We start from the raw sequence: 21239 nt of genomic DNA on the forward strand, positions 1-21239 counted from the left end.
TCTAGAAGAGAAGGTGCGTTCTAGGGCGTGTCATCAATTAAGCCAGATAACGGCAGCAGCAAGATAAATTGCGCCCAGAAAGTTCCTTGCCCGCTGATCATAACGTGTTGCGATTGCGCGAAGCGCAGTGCCAAAGGCAATCGCTCGATATTGCTTGAGTTGGGCAAAGAAATTCTCAATCAGATGTCGTGCTTTATATAAGTCTTTGTCATACTCACGAGAAACAATACGGTTGCGTTTAGGCGGAATAACTACCGTTTTGCCCTTATGGAGTTTTTCTTTGAGTATCTAAAAACTAGTACACTGCGGCGTAAATAAACCACCCATTCCAAATTAAGGAAACGCTTACGCTGTATACATTTTGAATGAGCAAATTTTGAATTCCGCCTTGCGGTACTAGGTTGGAAGTTAATTCATCCCATGCTTTCAAGGGATAGGCCGCCGATTTTTTGAAAATCAAAACTCTATGCCGTCATCACTCACAACGGCAAAGTTTTCGATGTAGGCAAAGTTAAGTAAAATCAGCGGTGACGAGTTCATCCCTTCCGTTACCACGTGGCGATCAGAATTTAAGGCAGGGATAGGAATCGTCACCGCCGTTGCTCCCTAGTGTGAACCACTACAGGGGTATGGCGTGTTGCTATGTGCGATTTTTACTCAGTAGCAAGGAAAATCATCTAAAGTCAAAAATGCTGTTTCTAACTATTCGACAGTGATTTTGCCAACCATGCCAGCGCCACGGTGGGGTTCGCAGTAGAAGGTGTATTCACCAGCAGGCGCATCTGCGGGAATTGTAGTTTTTTGGGTTTGACCAGGACTCATCAACAACTGCTTATGAGACAGAGATTTAGCTAAATCAGCACTCTTAGCAGGATTGAGAGCAGCATCAAACACAATGTTATGGGGAGGAACTTTGTTGTTTACCCATTCAATTGTGTCACCTGGTTTAACCGTTAACTTTTTGGGTTCAAATGCTAGTAGTCCTTTATCACTACCTAGTTTCACCTGATATGTATCAGCCGATGCACTGGGAGTAAAAACAGCGAAGCTGCTAACAACTAAAAGAATTGTCAAGACAGTTAAGCTAAAGCGACGCCAGCTTGCCGCAATCAATTTCATGGCTTTCTCCTAACAAATAGTTTTTATTTTCCTTTTCTTATTTTAAATAAAATCAACGCTAAATATGACAAACTGTCGTAGATAGAATTTTTTTTTTAGAATTACCAGAAATCAATAGCAGAAGTTTATGCAATCAGCTATAGGATAAAAGTAAAAAGTGTAAGTATAAACTAAAAGGTAAAAGAAAAAATATTATTTTTCTTTTAAGAAGGTTCTTTAACTTTTCAAAAGTTTTCGGTGCCCCAACCAGGAGCCTTTTGTGCTGCGGTGAGAACGAAAGCAGCTAAACTTTCTACCTGCTGTTGCGAGAGAAAATTGGGGGACAACTGACGGCACCAATAAGTTTCTTGACTACCGTCATAGGTCATGGGTTGCCGCATGAAAGCCACGAGAGCATTAATGCGATCGCGTGGAGGTTTAGCACCTGCCAGTGTTTTTAGAGACAGAGATACTTGAGGATCTGGCAAAGTTGCACCGCCAACGTGACAATTAATGCAATTATTTTCAAAAAGTTGTTTGCCAATAGATAGCTCTGACGGTGAAAACAGACGGATATTACCTTGCCCATCCATATCGAGAGCAATTGGCTCAGTGATATGTAAATATCTGGCTATGTAAGGATCAATATTGGCAGCTTGGGCGGGTAAGCTAGTGCTGTTATAGACCACTAAGACAGCTACAAAAACTAAGAACAGCGAACGAGTAAAGAATGTATATAGCATCAGCAGCCAGTGATTGTATTGTGAACGATCGCCGAAAGTACTGAGTTCCGAGTTCTAAGTTCTGAGCTTTTAAGGAAGAGCGTTAGAAATTGGGTATTCAAAAATCTCCAGTTTCTTTGCTAGGTAGTGCCAGTTGTTACAACACGATAGCCCTGCAACGCAGTGGCTCCTCAGCACTCAGCAACGCCACTTGCTCTACTTGAGGAGACCCCTGCGTACCCGTCAGTGGCTCCTCAGCACTCAGCACTCAGCACTCAGCACTAATTCGTGGCTTTAGTAATAAATTTTGCCACCTCCCCACTTGTTGCCAACAACTTTGGGTTGCAGAAGAATATGACCAGCGATCGCTTTCAAGTCGTCGTCTGTCAGATTTCTCATTTCTGTGAAAATATCTGCACTCTTGGTGCTGGGATGTAATTCGGAAATTTCCTCTTCCCCGTCATAGGTAGTAGGATTCTTCATGTAGTCCACCAATCCTTCAATATTGTTACGGTTTGGTGTTGCCAGTGCGAGTGCTTCTGGTTCAAGTCCCACGTTTTGGTTAGTCTTAGTAACACCACCAACATGGCATTGGGCACAAGCGTATTGAAATAAACGTTTACCTTCTTTAACTTGTTTTAAACTGAGTACAACTGTATCGCCCTGATCATTTAATGGTACTGTTCGGGTCGCTGCATCCAGTTCTACCGCGGTCGCGCTACCAACAATCAACTGAAACGTCAGCATCACAGTAGCTACAACAACGCCAATTATTCTTCTAAACATGTTTCCCCTTAAAGATTTTGACACTCAACACAGCTAGTTAGCGATGCTCAATCTCCACAGTACTAATTGCTAATGGCTAATTGTCTTTGCCATGAGCCATGAGTAACAGCCCGATATAGCCCTTTAGGTGACTGCGGTATCACTTACCGAGTCGCTAGTACCTTTTGGGTATATTTCAGAAAATATGTGAAAAATAATTGCCGTTGCATCCTCTAAAGCCAAATGGGTTTTTTGGTGTTTATAGGCAATTAAGAGTTGGTTGTACAGAGAAAACACTTTGCCCACAGGAATACTGTAGTCTGCTGCTATCTCTGCGCTCGATAGGTCTGTAAAACCCATAATGCTTGTTAACTGAATAGATAGAGATTGAGCCGCTGTAATACCAATATCACGTTAAGAGTGCAATTTGTCGCCTAAAATACGGCTGTACTTCTGACGGGGATCGTGGCAATGAGTAAGTAGGCAGGCAAGGGGACAAAGGGGACAAGGAGATTAGTAAAATAACTGTTAACCTTTTCCCCAGTAAATGTGACGCTTTGAATAAAGTAGCGGTTAAAAAAGGCGTAGCTGCATTTTCAAATTATCTTCTGCTAATAAAGGAGTTGTATCCACGCGATCGCTTCACCTAACACTACTCAACTACAATATAGATAGACTTTGTTGAGATTTGTATCGTTGGGAATTAGCTGTCATGGCTCCCGCTGTTTTAATTCAAAATCTACAAAAGCGCTACGGCACGGTTGAAGCTGTCAAAGATGTCTCCTTTGAGGTAGAACCAGGAGAAATTTTTGGTTTACTCGGCCCCAACGGTGCAGGTAAAACTACTACTCTACGTGCCTTGTGTACTCTCACCACACCGGATGCTGGCAAAATCGAAGTATCTGGGATCTCGGTGTTAGATAAGCCCAGAGTGGCAAGACAACGGTTAGGTTATGTGGCGCAGGAAGTTGCTTTAGATAAGGTGCTGACTGGACGAGAACTACTACAATTGCAAGCGGCGCTTTATCACCTCCCAAGCGCAGTGGGTAAACAGCGGATTGAGACGGTGCTGGATTTACTGGGTTTGCAAGAATACGCCGATAAAAAGACAGGAACCTACTCTGGCGGTTTACGCAAGCGTCTCGATCTGGCTGCTGGATTACTCCATGCACCCGATGTTTTGGTATTGGATGAGCCAACGGTTGGGCTTGATATCGAAAGCCGCTTTGTGGTGTGGGAGTTCTTACGAAAATTACGCGCCTCTGGAACCACAGTAGTAATTACCAGCCATTATTTAGAAGAGATTGACGCACTGGCCGATCGCGTGGCAATTATTGATCGCGGCGTTGTCATTGCCGCCGGGACACCTTCACAATTGAAGGATCAAGTAGGGGGCGATCGCATTACTTTGCGAATCCGTGAGTTTTCCCCTATTGAAGAAGCAGAAAAAGCTAAACACCTTCTGCAAGCTTTACCTTTGGTGCAAGAAGTAATTATTAACAACGCCCAAGGTAATTCGCTCAACTTGGTAGTGACACCGCAGAATGATGCGCTGATTATCATCCAACAAGCCTTGAATGCTGCTGACTTGCCCATTTTTGGTATTGCCCAATCTCGCCCCAGCCTGGATGATGTCTACCTCGCCGCTACGGGTAAAACCTTGATGGACGCAGAACTAGCAGCAGTTGCCAATCGCGATCCTAAAGCTGAGAAAAAGCAGAATATGCGATAAGGGGCATAGCGAGTGGGGCATAGGAATAATTACAGTCCCCAATCCCCAATCCCCAATCCCCAATCCCCAATCCCCAATCCCCAATCCCCAATCATTATGAGTGTTACTCCTAAATCTGATATAAATTGGCAGCCAGCAAGACTGCCACAAGTTAACGCTGATGCTGCTCCTAATTTCTTTGGTGAATTAGTACAAGAGACGTTAGCTTTAACTCGTCGCTTGTTTATTCAGTTACAGCGCCGCCCTTCAACATTGGTGGCGGGAATTATCCAGCCGGTGATGTGGCTGGTGCTGTTTGGTGCTTTGTTCCAAAATGCTCCTAAAGGAATATTTGGCAGTACGACAAATTACGGTCAGTTTTTGGCTGCTGGCGTGATTGTTTTTACAGCTTTTGCAGGAGCATTAAATGCTGGGTTGCCTGTAATGTTTGACCGCGAGTTTGGGTTTTTAAATCGGTTACTGGTAGCGCCTTTAGCATCGCGGTTTTCCATTGTCTTTGCTTCAGCTATTTTCATCATCAGCCAAAGTTTGTTGCAAGCAGCCGTAATTGTCGCAGCAGCAGCATTTTTAGGCGCAGGGCTGCCAGATGTAACTGGTTTGGCTGCGATCGCCTTAATTGTCTTGCTTTTAGCTTTAGGCGTGACAGCTATTTCTCTGGGCTTGGCTTTTGCCTTACCTGGACACATAGAACTGATTGCAGTAATTTTTGTTACTAACCTGCCATTGCTGTTTGCCAGCACCGCCCTAGCACCTTTATCCTTTATGCCGAAGTGGTTGCAAGTTGTAGCCACCTTGAACCCTCTTAGCTACGCTATTGAACCAATCCGCTATCTCTATCTCCACAGCCATTGGGAACTAGCTAGTGTAGTGATGCAGGCTCCTTGGGGTACTGTTACCTTTGGCGAAGCATTGCTGGTGTTATTTGGCTTTGCTTTAGTAGCTTTGTTAAGTATTCAACCCCAACTTAGACGAACTCTTGCTTAAGATATAAGCATGATTTCTTTGTAAAAAATTTAGGGTAAAAACTCATGAAAAAACCATTGCTACCCATCGCCAAACTTGCATTTACTACCGTGGCTGGAATTGGCTGCGCTTCCTTGCTCATGGCTCAACCGAGTTTGGCTCAACTCAATACCGTAGATTCCTTTCCTGGCGCGGATTCCAACCAAAATAATAATGTCGATCCGTTCTCCCGTGGCGGTAACTCAGATTTCAATATGTTTGATTTGATTCACCGAGCTAATTTTGGGACTCTCAACTGGAACTCTCAACAACAGAACCAACAATTAGACGAAGCAGCTCTTGAGTTTAGAAAAAGACAGCAACAAGCAATTCAAAATGCAGGCCAACAACCGCAGGTAAACCAAAGTTTACCAATCACTCCTTTTCCAGCAAATATACCTTTGGGGCAGACACAACCAGCAAAAAACTAAATCATCATCATGCCTTGCTTCCGCCTCTGTTGGGGAAACAAGGCATAAAATAAAATTAGGTGAAACAACTACAGCTTTAGTGCAGTTAAAACATCACTAGCATGAGTACCTGTATTAACGCTAGCGTCAACGTGGATGATTTTACCGTTGGGGTCAATGACGTAGGTAACACGCTTGGCATAACCACCGCCATCAACATCGTAAGCTTTGATTAGGCTTTTGTCGGTGTCAGCCAGTAAAGGAAAATTCAAATTATATTTAGCAGTGAATGCCTGATGGGACGCTTCATCATCTGCACTCACTCCCAGCACTACAACATCTTTACCTTGATAATCAGCTTGAGCATCCCGGAAGCTACAGGCTTGTTTGGTACAACCTGGAGTGTCATCTTTGGGGTAAAAATATAAAACTACTGTCTTACCTGCAAAATCAGATAATGAGACAGTATTGCCGTTAGTATCTTTGGTGGTAAACGCAGGTGCATCCGTACCAACTGCTAGAGGCATAATGAACCTTTCCTGTTTGAGATTGTTGGGGCATTTGAAATTTTACAATAATTTACAATGTTTAAATGAATTATCTAAGAAACAAAACAAACATTCTCAAAAATATGCTTTAGCATAGCAGCCCTTGAACTACTGCCTGATTGTTAATTATGAAAAAAATTACTGCAATTCAATATGCCTAGCGTTAATTACCAAAACCCCAAAACATTTTCCTATCCTCAAAGCACTGTAGAACGAGCTGAGCGATCGCTAGTGTGTTCTCCCTTCAATCCTGGTTTATTAGCAGCCATGCGTCACCAAAGTGTGCCATTAAGTACGATCGCCCAAGATAATGGTATCCAGCATGGCTATACCAAGCGTCCTTTGTCAGAATTGGCTTGTGATAACGCTTTGTCTTGGCTCATTCAAGTAGGCGTACTGCGGCGAGAAGTTGATGGACAAGGAATTACTGATAGTTTTCGTCTGACTCCTTTAGGTCAGCAGTTAGCAGAACAATACCAAGGAAAAAATTGGCGTCATCCCTCATGGGGTGATCGCATATATAATTTTGTGACTCGTTGGTTAAGACTGCCGTTTTAGAATGAAAAACCAAGAAGTTAGGATTAGGAAGTAAAAGGGAACAATATATACGTAAGCATCGACACCATTTATCAAGTCTTGATCATAACCATCTAACTCAATGTAAACGGTGTTGATGGGAAGTACAGAGCAAATATGGGTTAACAGAGGATGGCAGAGGTGCTATGGTATCCTCTGAGTCTAGGGCTGTATGCCTCTGCCCTGGCTTGTTAACTGTTGACAAACAAGTTGCTATATTGCCGTTTCCCCTTTAAATTTGCTTCTAATCTTAAAAAATAATAGTGATCTATGAAATCAATTATGGTTGTGGGGACAACATCCCACGCAGGGAAATCACTCTTAACTACAGCTATTTGTCGCATTCTGTCGCGGCGTGGCTGGCGAGTGGCTCCCTTTAAAGGTCAAAATATGGCTTTAAATGCTTATGTAACAGCCAGTGGTGGAGAAATTGGTTATGCCCAAGCTGTACAAGCTTGGGCGGCGGGAGTTGTTCCTTGGGTAGAAATGAATCCTATTTTACTTAAACCCCAAGGGGACATGACTTCCCAAGTAATTATTAAAGGTAGATCTGTAGGTAAAGTCAGCGCTATAGATTACTACGAGCAATATTTTGAACTTGGTTGGCGGACAATTGAAGAATCCCTACAGCATTTAGGGACAGAATTTGACTTGTTGGTTTGCGAAGGTGCTGGTAGTCCGGCGGAAATTAACCTCAAGCACCGCGACTTGACTAATATGCGGGTAGCAAAATACTTGAATGCACCCACAATATTAGTAGTTGATATTGACCGGGGTGGTGCTTTTGCCCATGTGATCGGCACTCTAGAGTTATTAGACCAAGATGAACGAGACCTGATTAAAGGTATAGTAATTAACAAATTTCGCGGACAGCGATCACTCTTAGATCCGGGGATAAAATGGTTAGAAGAACGTACTGGTATCCCAGTTATTGGTGTTATTCCCTATTTAGAACATATGTTACCAGCAGAAGACTCCCTCGATCTGTTGGAACGTAAATCGCACAAAAGCCAAGCCGATCTCGACATTGCTGTTATCCGCTTACCAAGAATTGCTAACTTTACCGACTTTGATCCGCTAGAATCAGAACCCACAGTATCAGTGAAATACCTGAGTCCCAAGCAAGATTTAGGTCATCCTGATGCAGTAATTATTCCAGGGACTAAAACGACAATTGCTGACTTGATCATGCTCCAAAAAAGCGGTATGGCAGAAGCAATACAAAACTATGCCGCTTCTGGTGGAACAGTTTTAGGCATCTGCGGTGGCTACCAAATCTTGGGTCAGATGATAGCCGATCCAGAGGGAATAGAGGGACAAGCTGGCAGATATCAAGGACTAAATTTATTACCTATAAGAACAGTAATCACAGGGCAAAAAATTGCCCGCCAGCGCCAAGTTAGCTCGAATTATCCGCAAATGGGGCTACCAGTTAATGGGTTTGAAATCCATCAGGGGCGATCGCGTATTGAGCAGCAAGGAGATAGCCAAGCCTACCAACCCCTATTTGACGATGTTAATTTAGGGTTAGTAGATAGTTGTCAATCGGTTTGGGGTACTTATCTCCACGGAATTTTTGACAATGGCCCTTGGCGACGCGCTTGGTTAAATCGCCTGCGTCAACAGCGGGGTTTGAAATCTTTGCCTACGGGTGTTGCCAACTACCGAGAACAGCGAGAACATACATTGGATTCTCTCGCTATTGAAATTGAAAATCATTTAGATTTAACACTCTTTTTGTCCTAATTAGGTTGGTATTTCATGAGTGTTCGCGTCCGCTTTTTACCAGATGATGTCACAGTCAATGCTGAAGTTGGAGAAGCCCTCTTGGATGTAGCAGATCGGGCGGGGATATTTATCCCCACTGGCTGTCTTATGGGGACTTGTCACGCTTGCACTGTGGAATTAGAAGATGGAGATACCATCCGCGCTTGTATTACAGCAGTACCACCAGGACGCGAACAATTGACGATTAATCTTTTTAGTGACCCTACTTGGTGAGGTATGAAGTTTACAATTCTAACCTTTAGCCTTCATCCTTCATCCTTGCTAGGGCGTATTGTTTAAATCTTTCTAAATCAGCTTGAATAGTCGACTCTACCACCCGTCCTAAAAACAAGTTATCCATGATTTTGCCAATAAAGCCAGGGATAGCGTAGGAAATAGTCATTTTGACAATGCTACTACCGTGGCGATCGTAAAAGCGAATCGCTCCTTGATTTGGCAAACCATCAATTGATTCCCATTGGATAATTTGGTTGGGGATGACTTTGAGAATACGGGATTTCCAGGTAAAATTCAAACCGCCTGTACTCAGCTTCCACAGAGAGATATCTGGATTATCCGGCGGAACTTTAACCGAATCAATCCACTTCATCCAACGTGGCATTTGCTCCAAATCAGACCAGAGACTCCATACTAAATCTATAGGAGCCTCTACCTCAACTTGGACACTATGTTCTAACCAGTCTGGCATTCTGTCTTCTTCCTCTGCGGTTGGTTATTTTTTCACAGTTTCCAAAATTACTTTTGCCGCCCGCCGCCCGGAAATTGTCGCTCCTTCCATGCTATCGATGTAGTCTTGCTGTGTATAACTTCCGGCTAGGAAAAAGTTAGATACTGGCGTCTTTTGGTTGGGACGGTACACATCCATTCCCGGTGCTTCTCGGTAGAGAGACTGGGCAAGTTTTACGACGTTGTACCAAGTCATATTTAATTCCCGTGATGAGGGGAATAATTCATGCACTTGCTTGAGAGCGTGCTGGGCGATCGCTTCATTGCTTTGTTTAATAAATGGATCTCCCGGTGTCAGTACCAACTGCAATAATGAACCTTGTCCTTGACGATAATAATCAGCAGGGCTAGCCAAGGCTAAATCAGCAAAGCAAGAAAAGTCAGCATCGGCAGTGTAAAGCAAATTATCTATCCCAGCTGCATGATTCAGCTGTTTGCGTTGTTCTCCATCTTGCAATTCGGTCACCCAACCATCAAACCTCAGCTGTACTGTTGCTACTGGCACTGCATCCAGCTTGTAAATATTGTCAAATTCTGACCACTTACGCCACTGCTGAGGTAGGATGCGTTGAATCCCTGGCACATCACAGGCAAAGACGTAGGCATCAGCAGTAATAATTTCTTCTGTATCACCTTGGGCAACTGCTATGCCAGTAACGTGCGCTTGTTCCCCTTCTTCAACAAACTGAATTTCTCGCACTTGTCGCCGAGTATAAACCTTAGTACCTCTAGCTTCTAGATATTCCAATATGGGTTTGTGCAGGTATTCATGGGGGGAACCTTCCAGCATCCGCATTATTGAAGCTTCGGTTTTCACTGCGAAAAATTGAAAGATTGTCAACATACAACGGGCAGAAATGTTTTCGCAATCAATAAATCCCAAAGCATAGGCGATGGGATTCCACATCCGTTTAATGCTACCTTCACTACCACCATGACTGCGAAACCAGTCGGCAAAGCTAATTTTATCTAAGTTGCGAATGGTTCTCATCGCCCCGTCAAAGTCGACCAAACCCCGAACTATCGGGCTAGTTCCCAAGGCGATCGCATTTTGCAATTTATCTTGCAAGGAGAGTTGAGAAGTAGTAAAAAATGCTTTTAATCCGTTAAATGGTGCGCCTGTCAAGAAGCGAAAATCTAAAGCACCAGTGCGCCCCCCTTTGTTGATAAAGGTATGGGTGTGTTCTTTCAAACGTAAATTTTCTAATGCCCCTACTTTCTTCATCAAGTCAAACAGTTGATAGTAGCAGCCAAAAAATACGTGCAACCCCATCTCAATATGGTTGCCATCGCCATCTACCCAACTGCCAACTTTACCACCAACAAACGGACGAGATTCAAAAATTTGGACTTCACAACCAGCATCAGCTAAATCCACAGCAGTTGCTAGCCCAGCTAATCCTGCACCTACGATTGCAACGCGCATTCCGTCGCTCCTTTTCAGTTTCTTTACAGATTGTAACTGGCTTGGTGCCGGAATTTGCTACTTAATATCCACTCTCGAAACATCTAAGGACACAGCGGTGTCCGACCCTCCTAACTTATACTCAATCAAATTTTATTACCCAGACGAGAGGAACATGACATTGGTAACAGCCATAAAACTCTCGTCTCTGACAACAAATTAAAAACAAGTATCGTAAGTATTACTATTAAATACCTTTTTACTTGCTGGCTTCTTTGGTTTCATCAGAATTAGGTAAACCTCTAATCAGTTCCCGAATGACATCGGTCGCAGGCCTACCTGTTTGCTGACAGTATTGTTCTAGTTTGTCTGCTTCTTGTGCTGCAAGATTAACAGTTATACGTTTTACCGCCCATTTTTTATTTGTCATTATCATGCTATGTGCTGTATATTAACCTTGTTAGTGGTAACTAACTAACTAAAAATGAGAAGGATAAGACTATCAGATTTAGTGACAGTAAACAAGCAATGTCACTAATAGTAAAAATGCCAGTTTTGCATATTTCTGCATTTTCCAATAAAATATCAAAGCCAAAATTCATTTTTGACTATTGTGGCAGCAACAATAGCGCACCTAGTCATTAAACGAATTGACTACAGAAAAAGAATGGCTAAAGTGGACTAATCAACTTGATAAGTTAGATTCACTCTGTACTTTTAATTAAATAATATGTGTGCATATTTTTCTTGCTCAAATGTATTTGGTTTCCTTTCTCAACCATGCTCGCTACCAACCTCTGGAGGAGATATCTATAATAAGTCAAATCAAGCTCTGGAGCATAAACACTATTCAACCCTGCCTTGTATATGATTTGTAGCATATCTAGTTTGAAGTCAATCACTATTAGTCTTACTAAAAATGCTCGCTCCAGAAGAGCAAGTGCTTTACGAACTTTCTGTCTTTTGATTTCTTTGCCCTATTCATCAACCTGGATATGCCACACCTACTTGACAGTTAGTTGCTGCACTCAAGATGATTGACTAGACTTGAAATCACCAGCAAAAAGTTTGTTATTCAAACATTGTTAACTTGATATCTACTGGATAAAAAATATTGTACACTTCAATATTTCCAAAGTGTATTTTTTAGAGTCATGATTAGCAAACTTTAAATAAACTTTATTCAAAAGCAGGATTATATCATTTTTTAGGCTTTATAAAAGACTTACAAAGTAAGCCTAAATAGACTAAATTTTTGATGAATAAGATTGACAAACAGTAGAATACTAAACTCAAAATAAATCACGACAAAAGATAAATATACAAATAAATATGTTTGGGTTAATTGCACCTAAATATTACAGAGATAGTTGATATCTACTGTAATATAATATACATTGTTATTACTTTAGCGATTACTAAAACATAGACGAGAATATAGCTACTTCATAAAGTTCTGATAAATAACCTATGCTCGCAACGAGACGATATCGCCGAAGTGCTATTTCCTTACCAGAATTGCCATGGCTAGATAGGTAGAGTGCATTTCTAGCCCTACTGAACACTAGGAGCGTTTAACCTAGCAGTCGCAATCTGAAGGTCAAAATCCGGCTAAAAATTAAGCCTGGTATAATTTTTGGATTAAATACTCATGATGAATACTCTAGAAAATGAGTAATTACCACAGATCAACGTCAAAATAATAACGCTTCGTATAAATTTTCTGTTCACCTGTGGTTATGACTTGAACTATCATTTAAATTAAAGTTGAGGTACGAGTTGAAGAGTACCGATGCCTAAATCTTTTGGTGAAAGCGATCGCGCCTCAAAAAGAGCCATCATATCTCGTAATTGAGGGTTTCCACGGGCAGAACCTGTCAGCCCTTTAGCAATAATTAAGCCACAGTAGCCTTTAGTATTTTTACACCGCCGATTCCATTTTTTTCTGGCTTCTACATGAATGGGGTCATCATCTAAAAATTCACCGAACAGGAACAATTCACCATTTTGTGTTTGTAGTAAACCCAAGTCGTAGTGATTGCCATCAAAAGGATCTGCGCCTGGATTAAAGCAAATTGCTTTCAGTCCACCAGCCGCCTCCAGATTTTCAATTACCGTCTTAGCTCTGGGGCGGGAAGTTTGAATTAAAATCACAGGCAACCCATCACCTACTTGTGTAATTTCACCGACAGTATGATATGTGGCTCCCTGACGTAAATATTCCAGCATCTCCCAAGACACTACGCCCAAACTTAGAAAAGAGTCTTCTGGAATCAAATCATCTCGTAATGAATGAAACATTGGAGAGTCATATTCCCCCATGACCTCATCTTGGCCATCTAAGCCTGCCATTTCCTCTAATTCTGCTGCCAACTCTGGCATGGTAGAGACAGTTACAGAAACTGATTTAGCCGATTCATCAGGCTGGGGCAGCGAAATCCGATAGCGACGGCTTAGACTGGGGAAGGAGTCTCCATCAAGCTGGCGGCGGTGATCGCGGATAAAGCGGTTAAGACTTTCTAGGGCCACAAAAACGACAAGCGCCTCTTCGTCATATAAAACAGACCTGAGTCCTTCTAAAGGGTGGATATTACCAAAGGTGGGATCAATTTCTGATAGCGGTAGCTCTGCTAAATCTCCTATGCCCTCCTCGTCTTCATCTGTGTCGTCACTATGTTCAAAGGTGAGAAACAGACAATCTTGCTTGAGGAAAGCTTCTTCTAAACGTCCTTGTGACTCCTCATCCCTTAAAACTGCTGCCCGAAAACGCTTTAGCGACTCTTCTGAACGATATAACAAAATCCCATATTCCATCCCCAGCATTCCCATCACTGAGGCATAGAGTTTATTTACATCCCACTTATTGATTTCTATAGACAAGATTTGCTGTTCTTCTAAAAATTCCCAAGGAGATGCCTGCCAAATCGCAAATGCTTTTTCTTGTAAGATTTGTGCATACTGTGGCGGTAAATCAGGAATTTGACTATCGAGAATTTCAGCAAAGGAACGAAACAGTTCATCAATCAAAGGCAATTCCGGTGCATAGTCAATAGCAATATCCAAATCTTGCAGCACACCGCGCAAATAAAATTGAATCTCACGGTCTCGTACTACAATTCTCTGGGGTCGAGCAGGTTTGGCAGGGCTATGAGGATGCTCCATAGCTCGCATTAAAGTGCGAACAACTGCCTCTGGTCCGGTTTCTGTTCCTACCACATCCATGCCTCTCACAACACCTTGGGAGCCATCTACCCAAAGAATGCAATCGCCCTTACTCTCTGAGTCTCTTGGCTGGGTTTGTGATGATGACAATGGACGGCGATCGCCCTCCCACACAGAAGGAATTTGAGTTAATTTCTTTAGCCGACGACTAGTAGAGCGATTAAAACTTGTCATAGAGTAAATTAATTAAAAGAAGCTATATGTTCGTCAACTTTTGGGAATGACTAGTTTAAGATGAAATCTTCCTGGCTGCACCTGAAGATTGGTTGCAACTCAGGCTGCCCTAAGTTTAATTTCCAAAAATAGCGAATATCTAAACGCACCGAGTCTCTCAATTCTAGAATAAAAAGCTTTAGCTGCTTTTGGTGCAGTCTTTACAATTTGGCATCTAGAGACATCAATGTCGCTAGAATGAATACAAAAACACCAAAGGCAATCCAAAACTAGTAATATGCCTATACAAGTTAGTAGTTAGACCACTTAAGGAGTTGAAAAACCAGATGACACAAGCTACTCAACCGCAACAACGCGGAATTCAGTTGAGCGAAGCAGCACTACGCCAAGTAAAATTTCTTCGTGACAGGCAAGGCCAAGATTTCTGCTTAAGGGTAGGAGTCAGACAAGGTGGCTGCTCTGGGATGTCTTACATGATGGACTTTGAAGACACTACTAAGATCACCCCTCAGGATGAAGTTTTTGACTATGATGGCTTCAAAATTGTTTGCGATCGCAAAAGCTTACTATATCTGTATGGCTTAATGCTCGATTATAGCGATGCCATGATTGGTGGCGGTTTTCAATTCACCAACCCCAATGCCAACCAAACCTGTGGTTGCGGTAAGTCATTTGGAGTGTAAGATTGTCCTTTGTCAGGGGTCAGTTGTTAGTTGCTAATGACTGATGACCGATAATCGATGACCCTCCGGGTTCGTCAGTTGCTCATGAGGGAAACCCCCAAAACCGCACTGACTCACCAATTACCAATGACCAATGACTAATGACTAATACAGTTGAATCCCTGTTTGATACAGGTTTGGAACGTTATAAAGCCGGAGAAGACGTAGCTTCTTTAATTCCTGTATTTAAAGAAGTTTGCGATCGCGCTCCTAGAAGTAGTCCTGCTTGGACTTGTTTGGCGTGGTTGTATCTGCTCGATAACAAAGCCAATTTAGCTTACAAAGCAGCACAGAAAGCAGTAAAGTTAAATCCACAAGACCCACAGGCCAGAATTAATCTCGCTGTTGCTATGCTAGAAACTGGTCAAAAAGGTTTACGAGAACATATTGATTTCGCCCAACAGTTAATTTTTGTAAATCAAGAATGGGAAGATGAAATCAAAAACAGCATTGAAGACGGTTTAACTAGAAAACCAGATTGGCAGAGTTTGGCAAAAGTCAAAGGCTGGTTGTTTGACAAGTAATTGGTAATCGTGTTAGTTGTCGATGGTCAGCAGTCATTAGCTGGCAACAACAGACAACTAACTATTACCCATAACCAATTTGCAGTTTTTAGACTAATTGAAGACACGACAGCTGATGAAAGAGAAATTTTTAAGCTGGCTAAACTTTGTTTTAGTCGCAGATGTATTCTTAGTTTTGTTTGGCTTTGGGTGGTTAGCGATCGCGGCTATTGCTGATGCCTCTGGATTCAATTTAGGTTTGGATTTGTGGCATAAATTGTGGCAACCTGTATTTAACCCAGCTATTGGTATTCTCATGGCAGGCGCTCTTTTAAGCGGTCTGATCAACTGGATTTCTCAAAAATTCCAGGCGGATTAGTCAATACTTCAATAGTGAAATCCTATGCAAAATTTTTCAAGACCCCAGATTTATCTTTGGGGTCTTTAATTTTTAATCCAAAATTTCTGTGAGTGCTGATTTCACATTAGGATATTGGTACTCAAAGCCAGCCTCCACAGTGCGTTTAGGAAAGACTTGTTGACCTTCTAAAACTACTATCGCTCCATCGCCCAAGAGGGCTTCCAGCGCAAAAGCAGGGACAGGTAACCATGAAGGACGATTCATCACCTGTCCCATAGTTTGGCACAAATCTGCCATCCGAACAGGGTTGGGTGAGGTGGCATTATATACTCCTTCCATTTCCGGGTTGGTTAAAGCTTGCAAAATTAGATTAACTAAATCGTCTACGTGAATCCAAGAAAACCACTGCCGACCACTGCCAATCGGCCCACCAGCGAAGAGTTTGAAAGGAGTAATCATTTTACCCAAAGCGCCACCCATCCCCAAGACAATACCCAGACGCAGAATTACTAGTCGCACACCAACATCTTTTACCTTGCTGGCTTCTGCTTCCCAAGCTTGGCAGACTTGGGCGAGAAAATCATTCCCCGACTGGCTTGTTTCGTCAAAGGTAGCAGTTTCACTAGTGCCGTAATAGCCAATAGCCGAAGCGTTAACTAATACTTTAGGTTTGGGGTTAGCTTTTGCTATTGCTTCTACTATTTTTTGTGTACCTAGCTTACGGCTATTCAGAATTTCTTGCTTGTGTTCTTGTGTCCAGCGTTCTTCGGCGATAGGTTCTCCTGCTAAGTTAACTACACCATCACAAGATGCAATGGCATCTTGCCAAGAACCGGATGCAATGGGTGTATACGCAACAATTTCTACGTTTGGAAAATTTTTTGAGGGAAAAATCCTTTGAGCATGGGCGGTGTTACGTGTTAACACTAGTACTTTATTACCTTCTTGATGGAGTCGTTTTACCACACGACTGCCTACAAATCCTGTTGCTCCAGCAATTGCGATTTTCATTATGCGCACCTCCGCCAAATTCCTATTTTAAAGTTTTTTATCAAATTTTCAGCTTTTACCACCTTGCTTATGAGTGAGTTCGTTTCTTTAATCAATCTATAAACACTTGCCGTTTAGATGCTTCGATATTATAGGATGGACGGAGTGTTGCAAGGCGTGGGGCTATTATGGCTCGCTATACCTGTTCATTTATTGTTTCTGTTCCTATTGACCATCTCCAACCGTTGCTTGTAGAACTTCTACAAGATTGTGAATTGGATGTTCAATATTACACAGCCGATTACATTATGGCTCGTGAGTATCCTGGTACTGTTACTTTCTCTAAGTTAGTTACAGTAGAAGTCTTTATTGATAAATCAACAGCGACTGATGTAGAAACTCGGTTAAGTATTGTGGTGAAAAATGGGGAATTACCACTCCAACTTGTGAATCACTGCCGACAAGTGTTTGAATTTGTTAAGGAAGCGATTGAACATAGTCGCCATTGGCATCTGATTGAAAGTCTAGCAGGATAAATATTGCTGCTTGTTATCTGGACGTCCGCTGCGGCTAGCTAGAGCGCAAAGCTAGCTCTAGCAACAAGTCAACATAGTCAAAATTGAGTAAGAGGATATTTGTATAAAAAAAACTGCTTGAGGCGTTGCAAGTTTTTCTATATCAAATAGATTGTGAAAATCTCACGTCTTTACCTATACGCAGATGTCGCAATATCTGACGACAAGCGGCTAGCCTGTGGCAAGGCTTGCTGTTTACAGCTTTACATTTTTTAAAAAACAACTTGGAATTCAAGTTAGGGAACTCCAAAAAATAAATTAACCAATTCTGGAATTAAAACGACTTTCCTCCCCCTGCTCCCTGCTCCCTGCTCCCCTGGCATTATATTTTTATTTGGAAGTCTCTTAAGTACCCACCCATAAATACTTAGCCATTTCTCAAAACGGCTGAAACTACTGTGTGCTTCTATTTCCTGTTCCCTCTCCCAACTAGATAATTTATTTTGCACGAGTACTTATATGTTTAGTTTTATATATCCTCTATATCCTCTGCCATACCGGGGTTTATTAGTGTAATATCGTACTCGCTAGCATCCGTTTGACCCGATCGCTGCACATTCTTTAGCAGGTAATAAATGGCACGTACCTGAGGGCCGAAAACAATTTCGTCTTCATTTCTTAAATCGTGGGCTGGCATCTTGCGTCCATTAATCATCAGACCATTGGAACTCAGCTTACCTTTAGCATCGCCATCTACAATTCGGTAATAATAGCTATGACTATTATGCTCTCGTGGCAATCTTACCAATGTGGCATGGCGGCGGGAGACAAACTGCGACACCAAGCGGATATTGCACTCGCGGTCTCTACCGATAGAATAGACGGGGTGTTCTAGAGAAAATTCCTTACGACCTTGATCATCTTCAATAATCAGTAGATGACTTTCATTCGTTTCTGTTGCCATTGACGCATCGTTGCTATATTCGGTTGAACTGTGATTAATCAAGATTTGTCTATAATCGTTTTTTGCCATTCTCACGCATTAAAGTCTGTGATACTGCTTTGATAAGTATTAACTTGCGTATTTGCTGAAAAGAGTAGAATATTGCTGTTCTACTCTTGCTACTTTTACTTGTGGTAATCCCATCAGGTTTGGAAAGATATATAACACCTGAATACGGATTTAGTTTAACTCACAGAGGCAAAACTGAGCTGTAACTTAGAATATTACCGCTAAAAAAGAATATTATGATCGATGAGCCAACCGCCGTAGTAAAACTGAGTTACTAACAACACTAACGGAGCTAAAGGCCATTAATGCAGCGGCTCCAGATGGGCTAAGGACAAAACCTAAACTAGGTAACAAAATACCTGCTGCTAGAGGGATGCCAATTGTATTATATGCAAAAGCCCAAAACAAATTCTGACGGATTTTGTTGAAAGTAGCGCGGCTGAGGTGAATTGATTCGACAACATCACTCAAGCGATCGCGCATCAGCACAATTGCAGCTGTTTCCATTGCCACATCTGTTCCTGAGTATAAAGCAATTCCTACATCTGCCTGGGATAAAGCTGGAGCATCATTGATCCCATCTCCGACCATTGCGACTTTAGATGCAAATTTGACTTGTAATTCTTCGATAGCGGCCGCTTTTTTGCTAGGTGGGACACCTGCTATGACATCAGCACTATCTAACCCCAGTTGTTTACCAATAGCACTAGCGGCTTCTAATCTATCACCACTCAGTAGCATGACCCGTAAACCCATCTGGCGTAACTTATCTACTGTAGCTTGAGCATCTGGTCTGGGGGTATCAGACACGGCGAGGAGTCCAGCTAAAGTTCCCCCAACTGCTACGCAAACAACGGTTTTACCATCTGTTGCCAGTTTCTGAGCCACCTGTTGTGCAGTTTCGCTAATAGCAATTCCATGCCAACTCAACCATTCCCAATTTCCCAGCAATACAGCTGTACCTTCCACTACAGCAGATACGCCGAGTCCAGGTTCTGTATGAAAGTCTACAGCCTCTGGGATGGATAACTGTTGTTGCTGTGCTTCCTGTTGAATTGCTTTGGCTAGCGGGTGGTATGTGCCACTTTCTACTGCGGCTGCCAGTTGCAGAAGGGATTGGGAAGATTGTCTGCCAGTCTCTGATTCTCCAATCAGCAGACAATCTGTCACGGTGGGATTACCTGTGGTGAGAGTACCTGTTTTATCAAAGACTATGGTATCTAGCTGGTGTACCCGTTCTAAAACGTCGCCGCCTTTGATTAACAGACCTCGTTCTGCACCTATGCCGGTTCCAACAAGAATTGCTGTTGGTGTAGCCAAGCCTAAAGCACAGGGACAAGCAACTACCATAACTGCGATCGCTAATTTTAAGCTAACTAACAGAGGAGAGTGATTAATGGTCAGTACTGAGTGTTGAGGAATATGGGCAGCGTGGCTTGTCATGTCCATGCCCGCTGGCATGATAATATCTGGCCAAATATGAGTGCCAAAAAAGTACCAAAAGATAAATGTTAATAAAGACGCTGCCAATACACCATAGGTAAAGTAACCAGCTACTGTATCTACTAATCTCTGAACTGGAGCTTTACGAGTTTGAGCATCTTCAACTAAAGCAACAATATGAGCTAGAGTTGTATCGCTACCTGTACGGGTTGCTTGGATAGCGATCGCTCCCGACTGGTTGAGAGTACCTGCTGTCACTATATCCCCTGGTTGCTTGATGACTGGTACGGCTTCCCCAGTCAGCATCGACTCATCCACCGTTGTTTGTCCAAAGCGAACTTCTCCATCAACGGGGATTTTATCACCAGGCAACACCTGTAACCATTCACCAATCCGCACTTGTTCTGCGGGAATTTCTACAATAGCTGACACGCCTAAGGAATCCTGGCTACCACCAGAACCTTCCTTATCAGTTTCTTGCCTAACTTTTTCTGGATTGGCAATCAATCGGGCTACCTGTGGCTGTAGTGCTAGCAGCTGCCTAAATGCGGCGGCGGCGCGTCCTCTAGCTTGTTGCTCTAAAGTCCTTCCCAGCAGAATAAAGCCCAACATCATTACTGGTTCGTCAAAAAAGCACTCCCAACCCATTTGAGGGAATAGCAATGCCACTAAACTAGCAGTGTAGGCTGTCAGCGTTCCCAACCCTATGAGGGTATTCATATTAGGCGTATTACGCCGCCAGCCCAGCCAGCCATCTACCAAAATCGGGCGACCTGGAATTAGTAGTGCTACCGTTGCTAATCCACAGTGGAACCAAATGTTGTTTAAAAATGGCAATACTGAGCCACCAATATTACCAAAATGTCCAATTCCCGATAACACAAGCAGCACCCCAGCAATTACCAACTGCCTGAGTGCAGAGTGCATTTCTCGGCGCTGTCGTGCGCCTGGATCTTCTAGGGTGGATATTTCACCTGTTACACTGCTTGCTGTTCGGGGTTTAGTTGGGAAACCATTGGCTGTCAATCGCTGTGCCAGTGAATCTGGCTCTACCGCACCAGTTTCCGACTCTACAATTGCTACTTCTGTTGCCAGGTTGACAGAGGCACTCTTGACTCCTGGATGTTGGGTAAGCTGTTTTTCTACAGCGGTCACACACCCAGCACACTTCATGCCTCCAACATCGAGAATTATTTTCTCTGTTACTGGGGTGGATTCTTGGGTGAGCTTGGTTTCTGGGACAAGTTGCATGGCAAGAGTTTAGTTAGATTCGCTACGAAAATACAACGCCACAATAAAAGCGTCCTATTTCGAGGGTAGGCGAAATCTGGAACTACGACTGTATGTCAAACATTTTTATTTATCAATTCATAGGAGCCAGGGATCAAGAACTGGGGCTAGGGAAAATTCACACTGACCTCTGGCTCCTGTCCCCTGTACCCTTTCGGCTCATGTAGATTAATGCTGCAATCTGCATAGGCATGACGGCAATCAGGCTTTTCAAAAAATAGTGAATTTCCAAATT

At 42.8% G+C, this 21239-nt stretch carries 23 protein-coding genes and 1 pseudogene; 10 read left to right on the forward strand and 14 right to left on the reverse strand.

Translation table 11 applies throughout. The features are described from left to right. Positions 1-33 precede the first annotated feature (33 nt). The 6 genes and pseudogenes from AC5JL8_RS16125 to AC5JL8_RS16150 form a co-directional block, all read right to left on the reverse strand. Positions 34-276, reverse strand: a pseudogene (locus tag AC5JL8_RS16125) (hypothetical protein); the annotation flags it as partial. Between the two features lie 180 nt (positions 277-456). Further along, positions 457-594, reverse strand: coding sequence for a hypothetical protein (locus tag AC5JL8_RS16130; RefSeq protein WP_495880706.1), 138 nt, complete (start codon positions 592-594; stop codon positions 457-459). A 108-nt stretch (positions 595-702) separates the two neighbouring features. Beyond that, positions 703-1119, reverse strand: coding sequence for a plastocyanin (gene petE / locus AC5JL8_RS16135; protein WP_495880707.1), 417 nt, complete (start codon positions 1117-1119; stop codon positions 703-705). Positions 1120-1343: 224 nt separating this feature from the next. Continuing rightward, positions 1344-1841 (reverse strand): photosystem II cytochrome PsbV2, encoded by a 498-nt coding sequence (gene psbV2, locus AC5JL8_RS16140; RefSeq protein WP_495880708.1) that lies wholly within the window; start codon positions 1839-1841, stop codon positions 1344-1346. Between the two features lie 273 nt (positions 1842-2114). Further along, entirely contained in the window at positions 2115-2606 is a 492-nt protein-coding gene (gene psbV, locus AC5JL8_RS16145) for a photosystem II cytochrome c-550 (RefSeq protein ID WP_495880709.1), read from the reverse strand. A gap of 123 nt (positions 2607-2729) precedes the next feature. After that, positions 2730-2945 (reverse strand): hypothetical protein, encoded by a 216-nt coding sequence (locus tag AC5JL8_RS16150; protein ID WP_495880710.1) that lies wholly within the window; start codon positions 2943-2945, stop codon positions 2730-2732. A 352-nt stretch (positions 2946-3297) separates the two neighbouring features. Here AC5JL8_RS16150 and AC5JL8_RS16155 point away from each other — a divergent pair, with 352 nt between their 5' ends. The 3 genes from AC5JL8_RS16155 to AC5JL8_RS16165 all read left to right on the forward strand — a co-directional run bounded on the left by AC5JL8_RS16155 (position 3298) and on the right by AC5JL8_RS16165 (position 5750). After that, positions 3298-4317, forward strand: a complete 1020-nt coding sequence (locus AC5JL8_RS16155) for an ABC transporter ATP-binding protein (protein ID WP_495880711.1) — start codon at positions 3298-3300, stop codon at positions 4315-4317. A 96-nt stretch (positions 4318-4413) separates the two neighbouring features. Next, positions 4414-5301 (forward strand): ABC transporter permease, encoded by an 888-nt coding sequence (locus AC5JL8_RS16160; RefSeq protein ID WP_495880712.1) that lies wholly within the window; start codon positions 4414-4416, stop codon positions 5299-5301. 44 nt (positions 5302-5345) lie between these two features. Further along, positions 5346-5750 carry a hypothetical protein gene (locus AC5JL8_RS16165; protein ID WP_495880713.1) on the forward strand — a complete coding sequence of 135 codons (405 nt, stop codon included), beginning with the start codon at positions 5346-5348 and terminating at the stop codon, positions 5748-5750. A 68-nt stretch (positions 5751-5818) separates the two neighbouring features. Here the strand turns inward: AC5JL8_RS16165 and AC5JL8_RS16170 are convergent, their stop codons facing one another. Next, a complete protein-coding gene (locus AC5JL8_RS16170) occupies positions 5819-6256 on the reverse strand; it encodes a peroxiredoxin (RefSeq protein ID WP_495880714.1) in 438 nt (145 codons plus the stop codon). 174 nt (positions 6257-6430) lie between these two features. On the opposite strand from AC5JL8_RS16170, the gene AC5JL8_RS16175 reads away from it, so the two are divergent. The 3 genes from AC5JL8_RS16175 to AC5JL8_RS16185 all read left to right on the forward strand — a co-directional run bounded on the left by AC5JL8_RS16175 (position 6431) and on the right by AC5JL8_RS16185 (position 8854). Continuing rightward, positions 6431-6835 carry an Npun_F0494 family protein gene (locus AC5JL8_RS16175; protein WP_495880715.1) on the forward strand — a complete coding sequence of 135 codons (405 nt, stop codon included), beginning with the start codon at positions 6431-6433 and terminating at the stop codon, positions 6833-6835. A 288-nt stretch (positions 6836-7123) separates the two neighbouring features. Next, positions 7124-8599, forward strand: coding sequence for a cobyric acid synthase CobQ (cobQ, locus tag AC5JL8_RS16180; RefSeq protein ID WP_495880716.1), 1476 nt, complete (start codon positions 7124-7126; stop codon positions 8597-8599). A gap of 15 nt (positions 8600-8614) precedes the next feature. Continuing rightward, entirely contained in the window at positions 8615-8854 is a 240-nt protein-coding gene (locus AC5JL8_RS16185; protein ID WP_495880717.1) for a 2Fe-2S iron-sulfur cluster-binding protein, read from the forward strand. Positions 8855-8879: 25 nt separating this feature from the next. On the opposite strand, the gene AC5JL8_RS16190 is transcribed toward AC5JL8_RS16185, so the two are convergent. The 4 genes from AC5JL8_RS16190 to AC5JL8_RS16205 form a co-directional block, all read right to left on the reverse strand. Continuing rightward, positions 8880-9329, reverse strand: a complete 450-nt coding sequence (locus AC5JL8_RS16190; protein ID WP_495880718.1) for an SRPBCC family protein — start codon at positions 9327-9329, stop codon at positions 8880-8882. 24 nt (positions 9330-9353) lie between these two features. After that, positions 9354-10793 (reverse strand): 9,9'-di-cis-zeta-carotene desaturase, encoded by a 1440-nt coding sequence (zds, locus tag AC5JL8_RS16195; protein ID WP_495880719.1) that lies wholly within the window; start codon positions 10791-10793, stop codon positions 9354-9356. Positions 10794-11031: 238 nt separating this feature from the next. After that, a complete protein-coding gene (locus AC5JL8_RS16200) occupies positions 11032-11208 on the reverse strand; it encodes a ribbon-helix-helix domain-containing protein (RefSeq protein ID WP_495880720.1) in 177 nt (58 codons plus the stop codon). A gap of 1325 nt (positions 11209-12533) precedes the next feature. Continuing rightward, positions 12534-14168, reverse strand: a complete 1635-nt coding sequence (locus AC5JL8_RS16205) for a DUF6930 domain-containing protein (protein ID WP_495880721.1) — start codon at positions 14166-14168, stop codon at positions 12534-12536. 326 nt (positions 14169-14494) lie between these two features. Here AC5JL8_RS16205 and AC5JL8_RS16210 point away from each other — a divergent pair, with 326 nt between their 5' ends. The 3 genes from AC5JL8_RS16210 to AC5JL8_RS16220 all read left to right on the forward strand — a co-directional run bounded on the left by AC5JL8_RS16210 (position 14495) and on the right by AC5JL8_RS16220 (position 15772). Further along, complete coding sequence (locus AC5JL8_RS16210; RefSeq protein ID WP_495880722.1) at positions 14495-14851, forward strand: iron-sulfur cluster assembly accessory protein; 357 nt, start codon at positions 14495-14497, stop codon at positions 14849-14851. A gap of 140 nt (positions 14852-14991) precedes the next feature. Further along, entirely contained in the window at positions 14992-15414 is a 423-nt protein-coding gene (locus AC5JL8_RS16215; RefSeq protein WP_495880723.1) for a tetratricopeptide repeat protein, read from the forward strand. Between the two features lie 115 nt (positions 15415-15529). After that, positions 15530-15772 carry a DUF8620 family protein gene (locus AC5JL8_RS16220; RefSeq protein WP_495880724.1) on the forward strand — a complete coding sequence of 81 codons (243 nt, stop codon included), beginning with the start codon at positions 15530-15532 and terminating at the stop codon, positions 15770-15772. Positions 15773-15844: 72 nt separating this feature from the next. On the opposite strand, the gene thyD is transcribed toward AC5JL8_RS16220, so the two are convergent. Next, positions 15845-16765 (reverse strand): thylakoid membrane protein ThyD, encoded by a 921-nt coding sequence (gene thyD / locus AC5JL8_RS16225; RefSeq protein ID WP_495880725.1) that lies wholly within the window; start codon positions 16763-16765, stop codon positions 15845-15847. A gap of 167 nt (positions 16766-16932) precedes the next feature. Here thyD and AC5JL8_RS16230 point away from each other — a divergent pair, with 167 nt between their 5' ends. Continuing rightward, positions 16933-17280 (forward strand): hypothetical protein, encoded by a 348-nt coding sequence (locus AC5JL8_RS16230; RefSeq protein WP_495880726.1) that lies wholly within the window; start codon positions 16933-16935, stop codon positions 17278-17280. A 508-nt stretch (positions 17281-17788) separates the two neighbouring features. On the opposite strand, the gene AC5JL8_RS16235 is transcribed toward AC5JL8_RS16230, so the two are convergent. Further along, positions 17789-18292, reverse strand: coding sequence for an FHA domain-containing protein (locus tag AC5JL8_RS16235; protein WP_495880727.1), 504 nt, complete (start codon positions 18290-18292; stop codon positions 17789-17791). Between the two features lie 213 nt (positions 18293-18505). Beyond that, positions 18506-20965: a heavy metal translocating P-type ATPase gene (locus AC5JL8_RS16240; protein WP_495880728.1), complete on the reverse strand. Its 2460-nt coding sequence runs from the start codon at positions 20963-20965 to the stop codon at positions 18506-18508. Positions 20966-21239 lie beyond the last annotated feature (274 nt).

Source organism: Mojavia sp. (assembly GCF_059505145.1).

Excerpts from the sequence above, each read along its gene's own strand:
- petE (WP_495880707.1), bottom strand. The coding sequence starts at position 1,119 with ATGAAATTGATTGCGGCAAGCTGGCGTCGCTTTAGCTTAACTGTCTTG.
- psbV2 (WP_495880708.1), bottom strand. The coding sequence starts at position 1,841 with ATGCTATATACATTCTTTACTCGTTCGCTGTTCTTAGTTTTTGTAGCT.
- psbV (WP_495880709.1), bottom strand. The coding sequence starts at position 2,606 with ATGTTTAGAAGAATAATTGGCGTTGTTGTAGCTACTGTGATGCTGACG.
- AC5JL8_RS16150 (WP_495880710.1), bottom strand. The coding sequence starts at position 2,945 with ATGGGTTTTACAGACCTATCGAGCGCAGAGATAGCAGCAGACTACAGT.
- AC5JL8_RS16155 (WP_495880711.1), top strand. The coding sequence starts at position 3,298 with ATGGCTCCCGCTGTTTTAATTCAAAATCTACAAAAGCGCTACGGCACG.
- AC5JL8_RS16160 (WP_495880712.1), top strand. The coding sequence starts at position 4,414 with ATGAGTGTTACTCCTAAATCTGATATAAATTGGCAGCCAGCAAGACTG.
- AC5JL8_RS16165 (WP_495880713.1), top strand. The coding sequence starts at position 5,346 with ATGAAAAAACCATTGCTACCCATCGCCAAACTTGCATTTACTACCGTG.
- AC5JL8_RS16170 (WP_495880714.1), bottom strand. The coding sequence starts at position 6,256 with ATGCCTCTAGCAGTTGGTACGGATGCACCTGCGTTTACCACCAAAGAT.
- AC5JL8_RS16175 (WP_495880715.1), top strand. The coding sequence starts at position 6,431 with ATGCCTAGCGTTAATTACCAAAACCCCAAAACATTTTCCTATCCTCAA.
- cobQ (WP_495880716.1), top strand. The coding sequence starts at position 7,124 with ATGAAATCAATTATGGTTGTGGGGACAACATCCCACGCAGGGAAATCA.
- AC5JL8_RS16185 (WP_495880717.1), top strand. The coding sequence starts at position 8,615 with ATGAGTGTTCGCGTCCGCTTTTTACCAGATGATGTCACAGTCAATGCT.
- AC5JL8_RS16190 (WP_495880718.1), bottom strand. The coding sequence starts at position 9,329 with ATGCCAGACTGGTTAGAACATAGTGTCCAAGTTGAGGTAGAGGCTCCT.
- zds (WP_495880719.1), bottom strand. The coding sequence starts at position 10,793 with ATGCGCGTTGCAATCGTAGGTGCAGGATTAGCTGGGCTAGCAACTGCT.
- AC5JL8_RS16200 (WP_495880720.1), bottom strand. The coding sequence starts at position 11,208 with ATGATAATGACAAATAAAAAATGGGCGGTAAAACGTATAACTGTTAAT.
- AC5JL8_RS16205 (WP_495880721.1), bottom strand. The coding sequence starts at position 14,168 with ATGACAAGTTTTAATCGCTCTACTAGTCGTCGGCTAAAGAAATTAACT.
- AC5JL8_RS16210 (WP_495880722.1), top strand. The coding sequence starts at position 14,495 with ATGACACAAGCTACTCAACCGCAACAACGCGGAATTCAGTTGAGCGAA.
- AC5JL8_RS16215 (WP_495880723.1), top strand. The coding sequence starts at position 14,992 with ATGACTAATACAGTTGAATCCCTGTTTGATACAGGTTTGGAACGTTAT.
- AC5JL8_RS16220 (WP_495880724.1), top strand. The coding sequence starts at position 15,530 with ATGAAAGAGAAATTTTTAAGCTGGCTAAACTTTGTTTTAGTCGCAGAT.
- thyD (WP_495880725.1), bottom strand. The coding sequence starts at position 16,765 with ATGAAAATCGCAATTGCTGGAGCAACAGGATTTGTAGGCAGTCGTGTG.
- AC5JL8_RS16230 (WP_495880726.1), top strand. The coding sequence starts at position 16,933 with ATGGCTCGCTATACCTGTTCATTTATTGTTTCTGTTCCTATTGACCAT.
- AC5JL8_RS16235 (WP_495880727.1), bottom strand. The coding sequence starts at position 18,292 with ATGGCAAAAAACGATTATAGACAAATCTTGATTAATCACAGTTCAACC.
- AC5JL8_RS16240 (WP_495880728.1), bottom strand. The coding sequence starts at position 20,965 with ATGCAACTTGTCCCAGAAACCAAGCTCACCCAAGAATCCACCCCAGTA.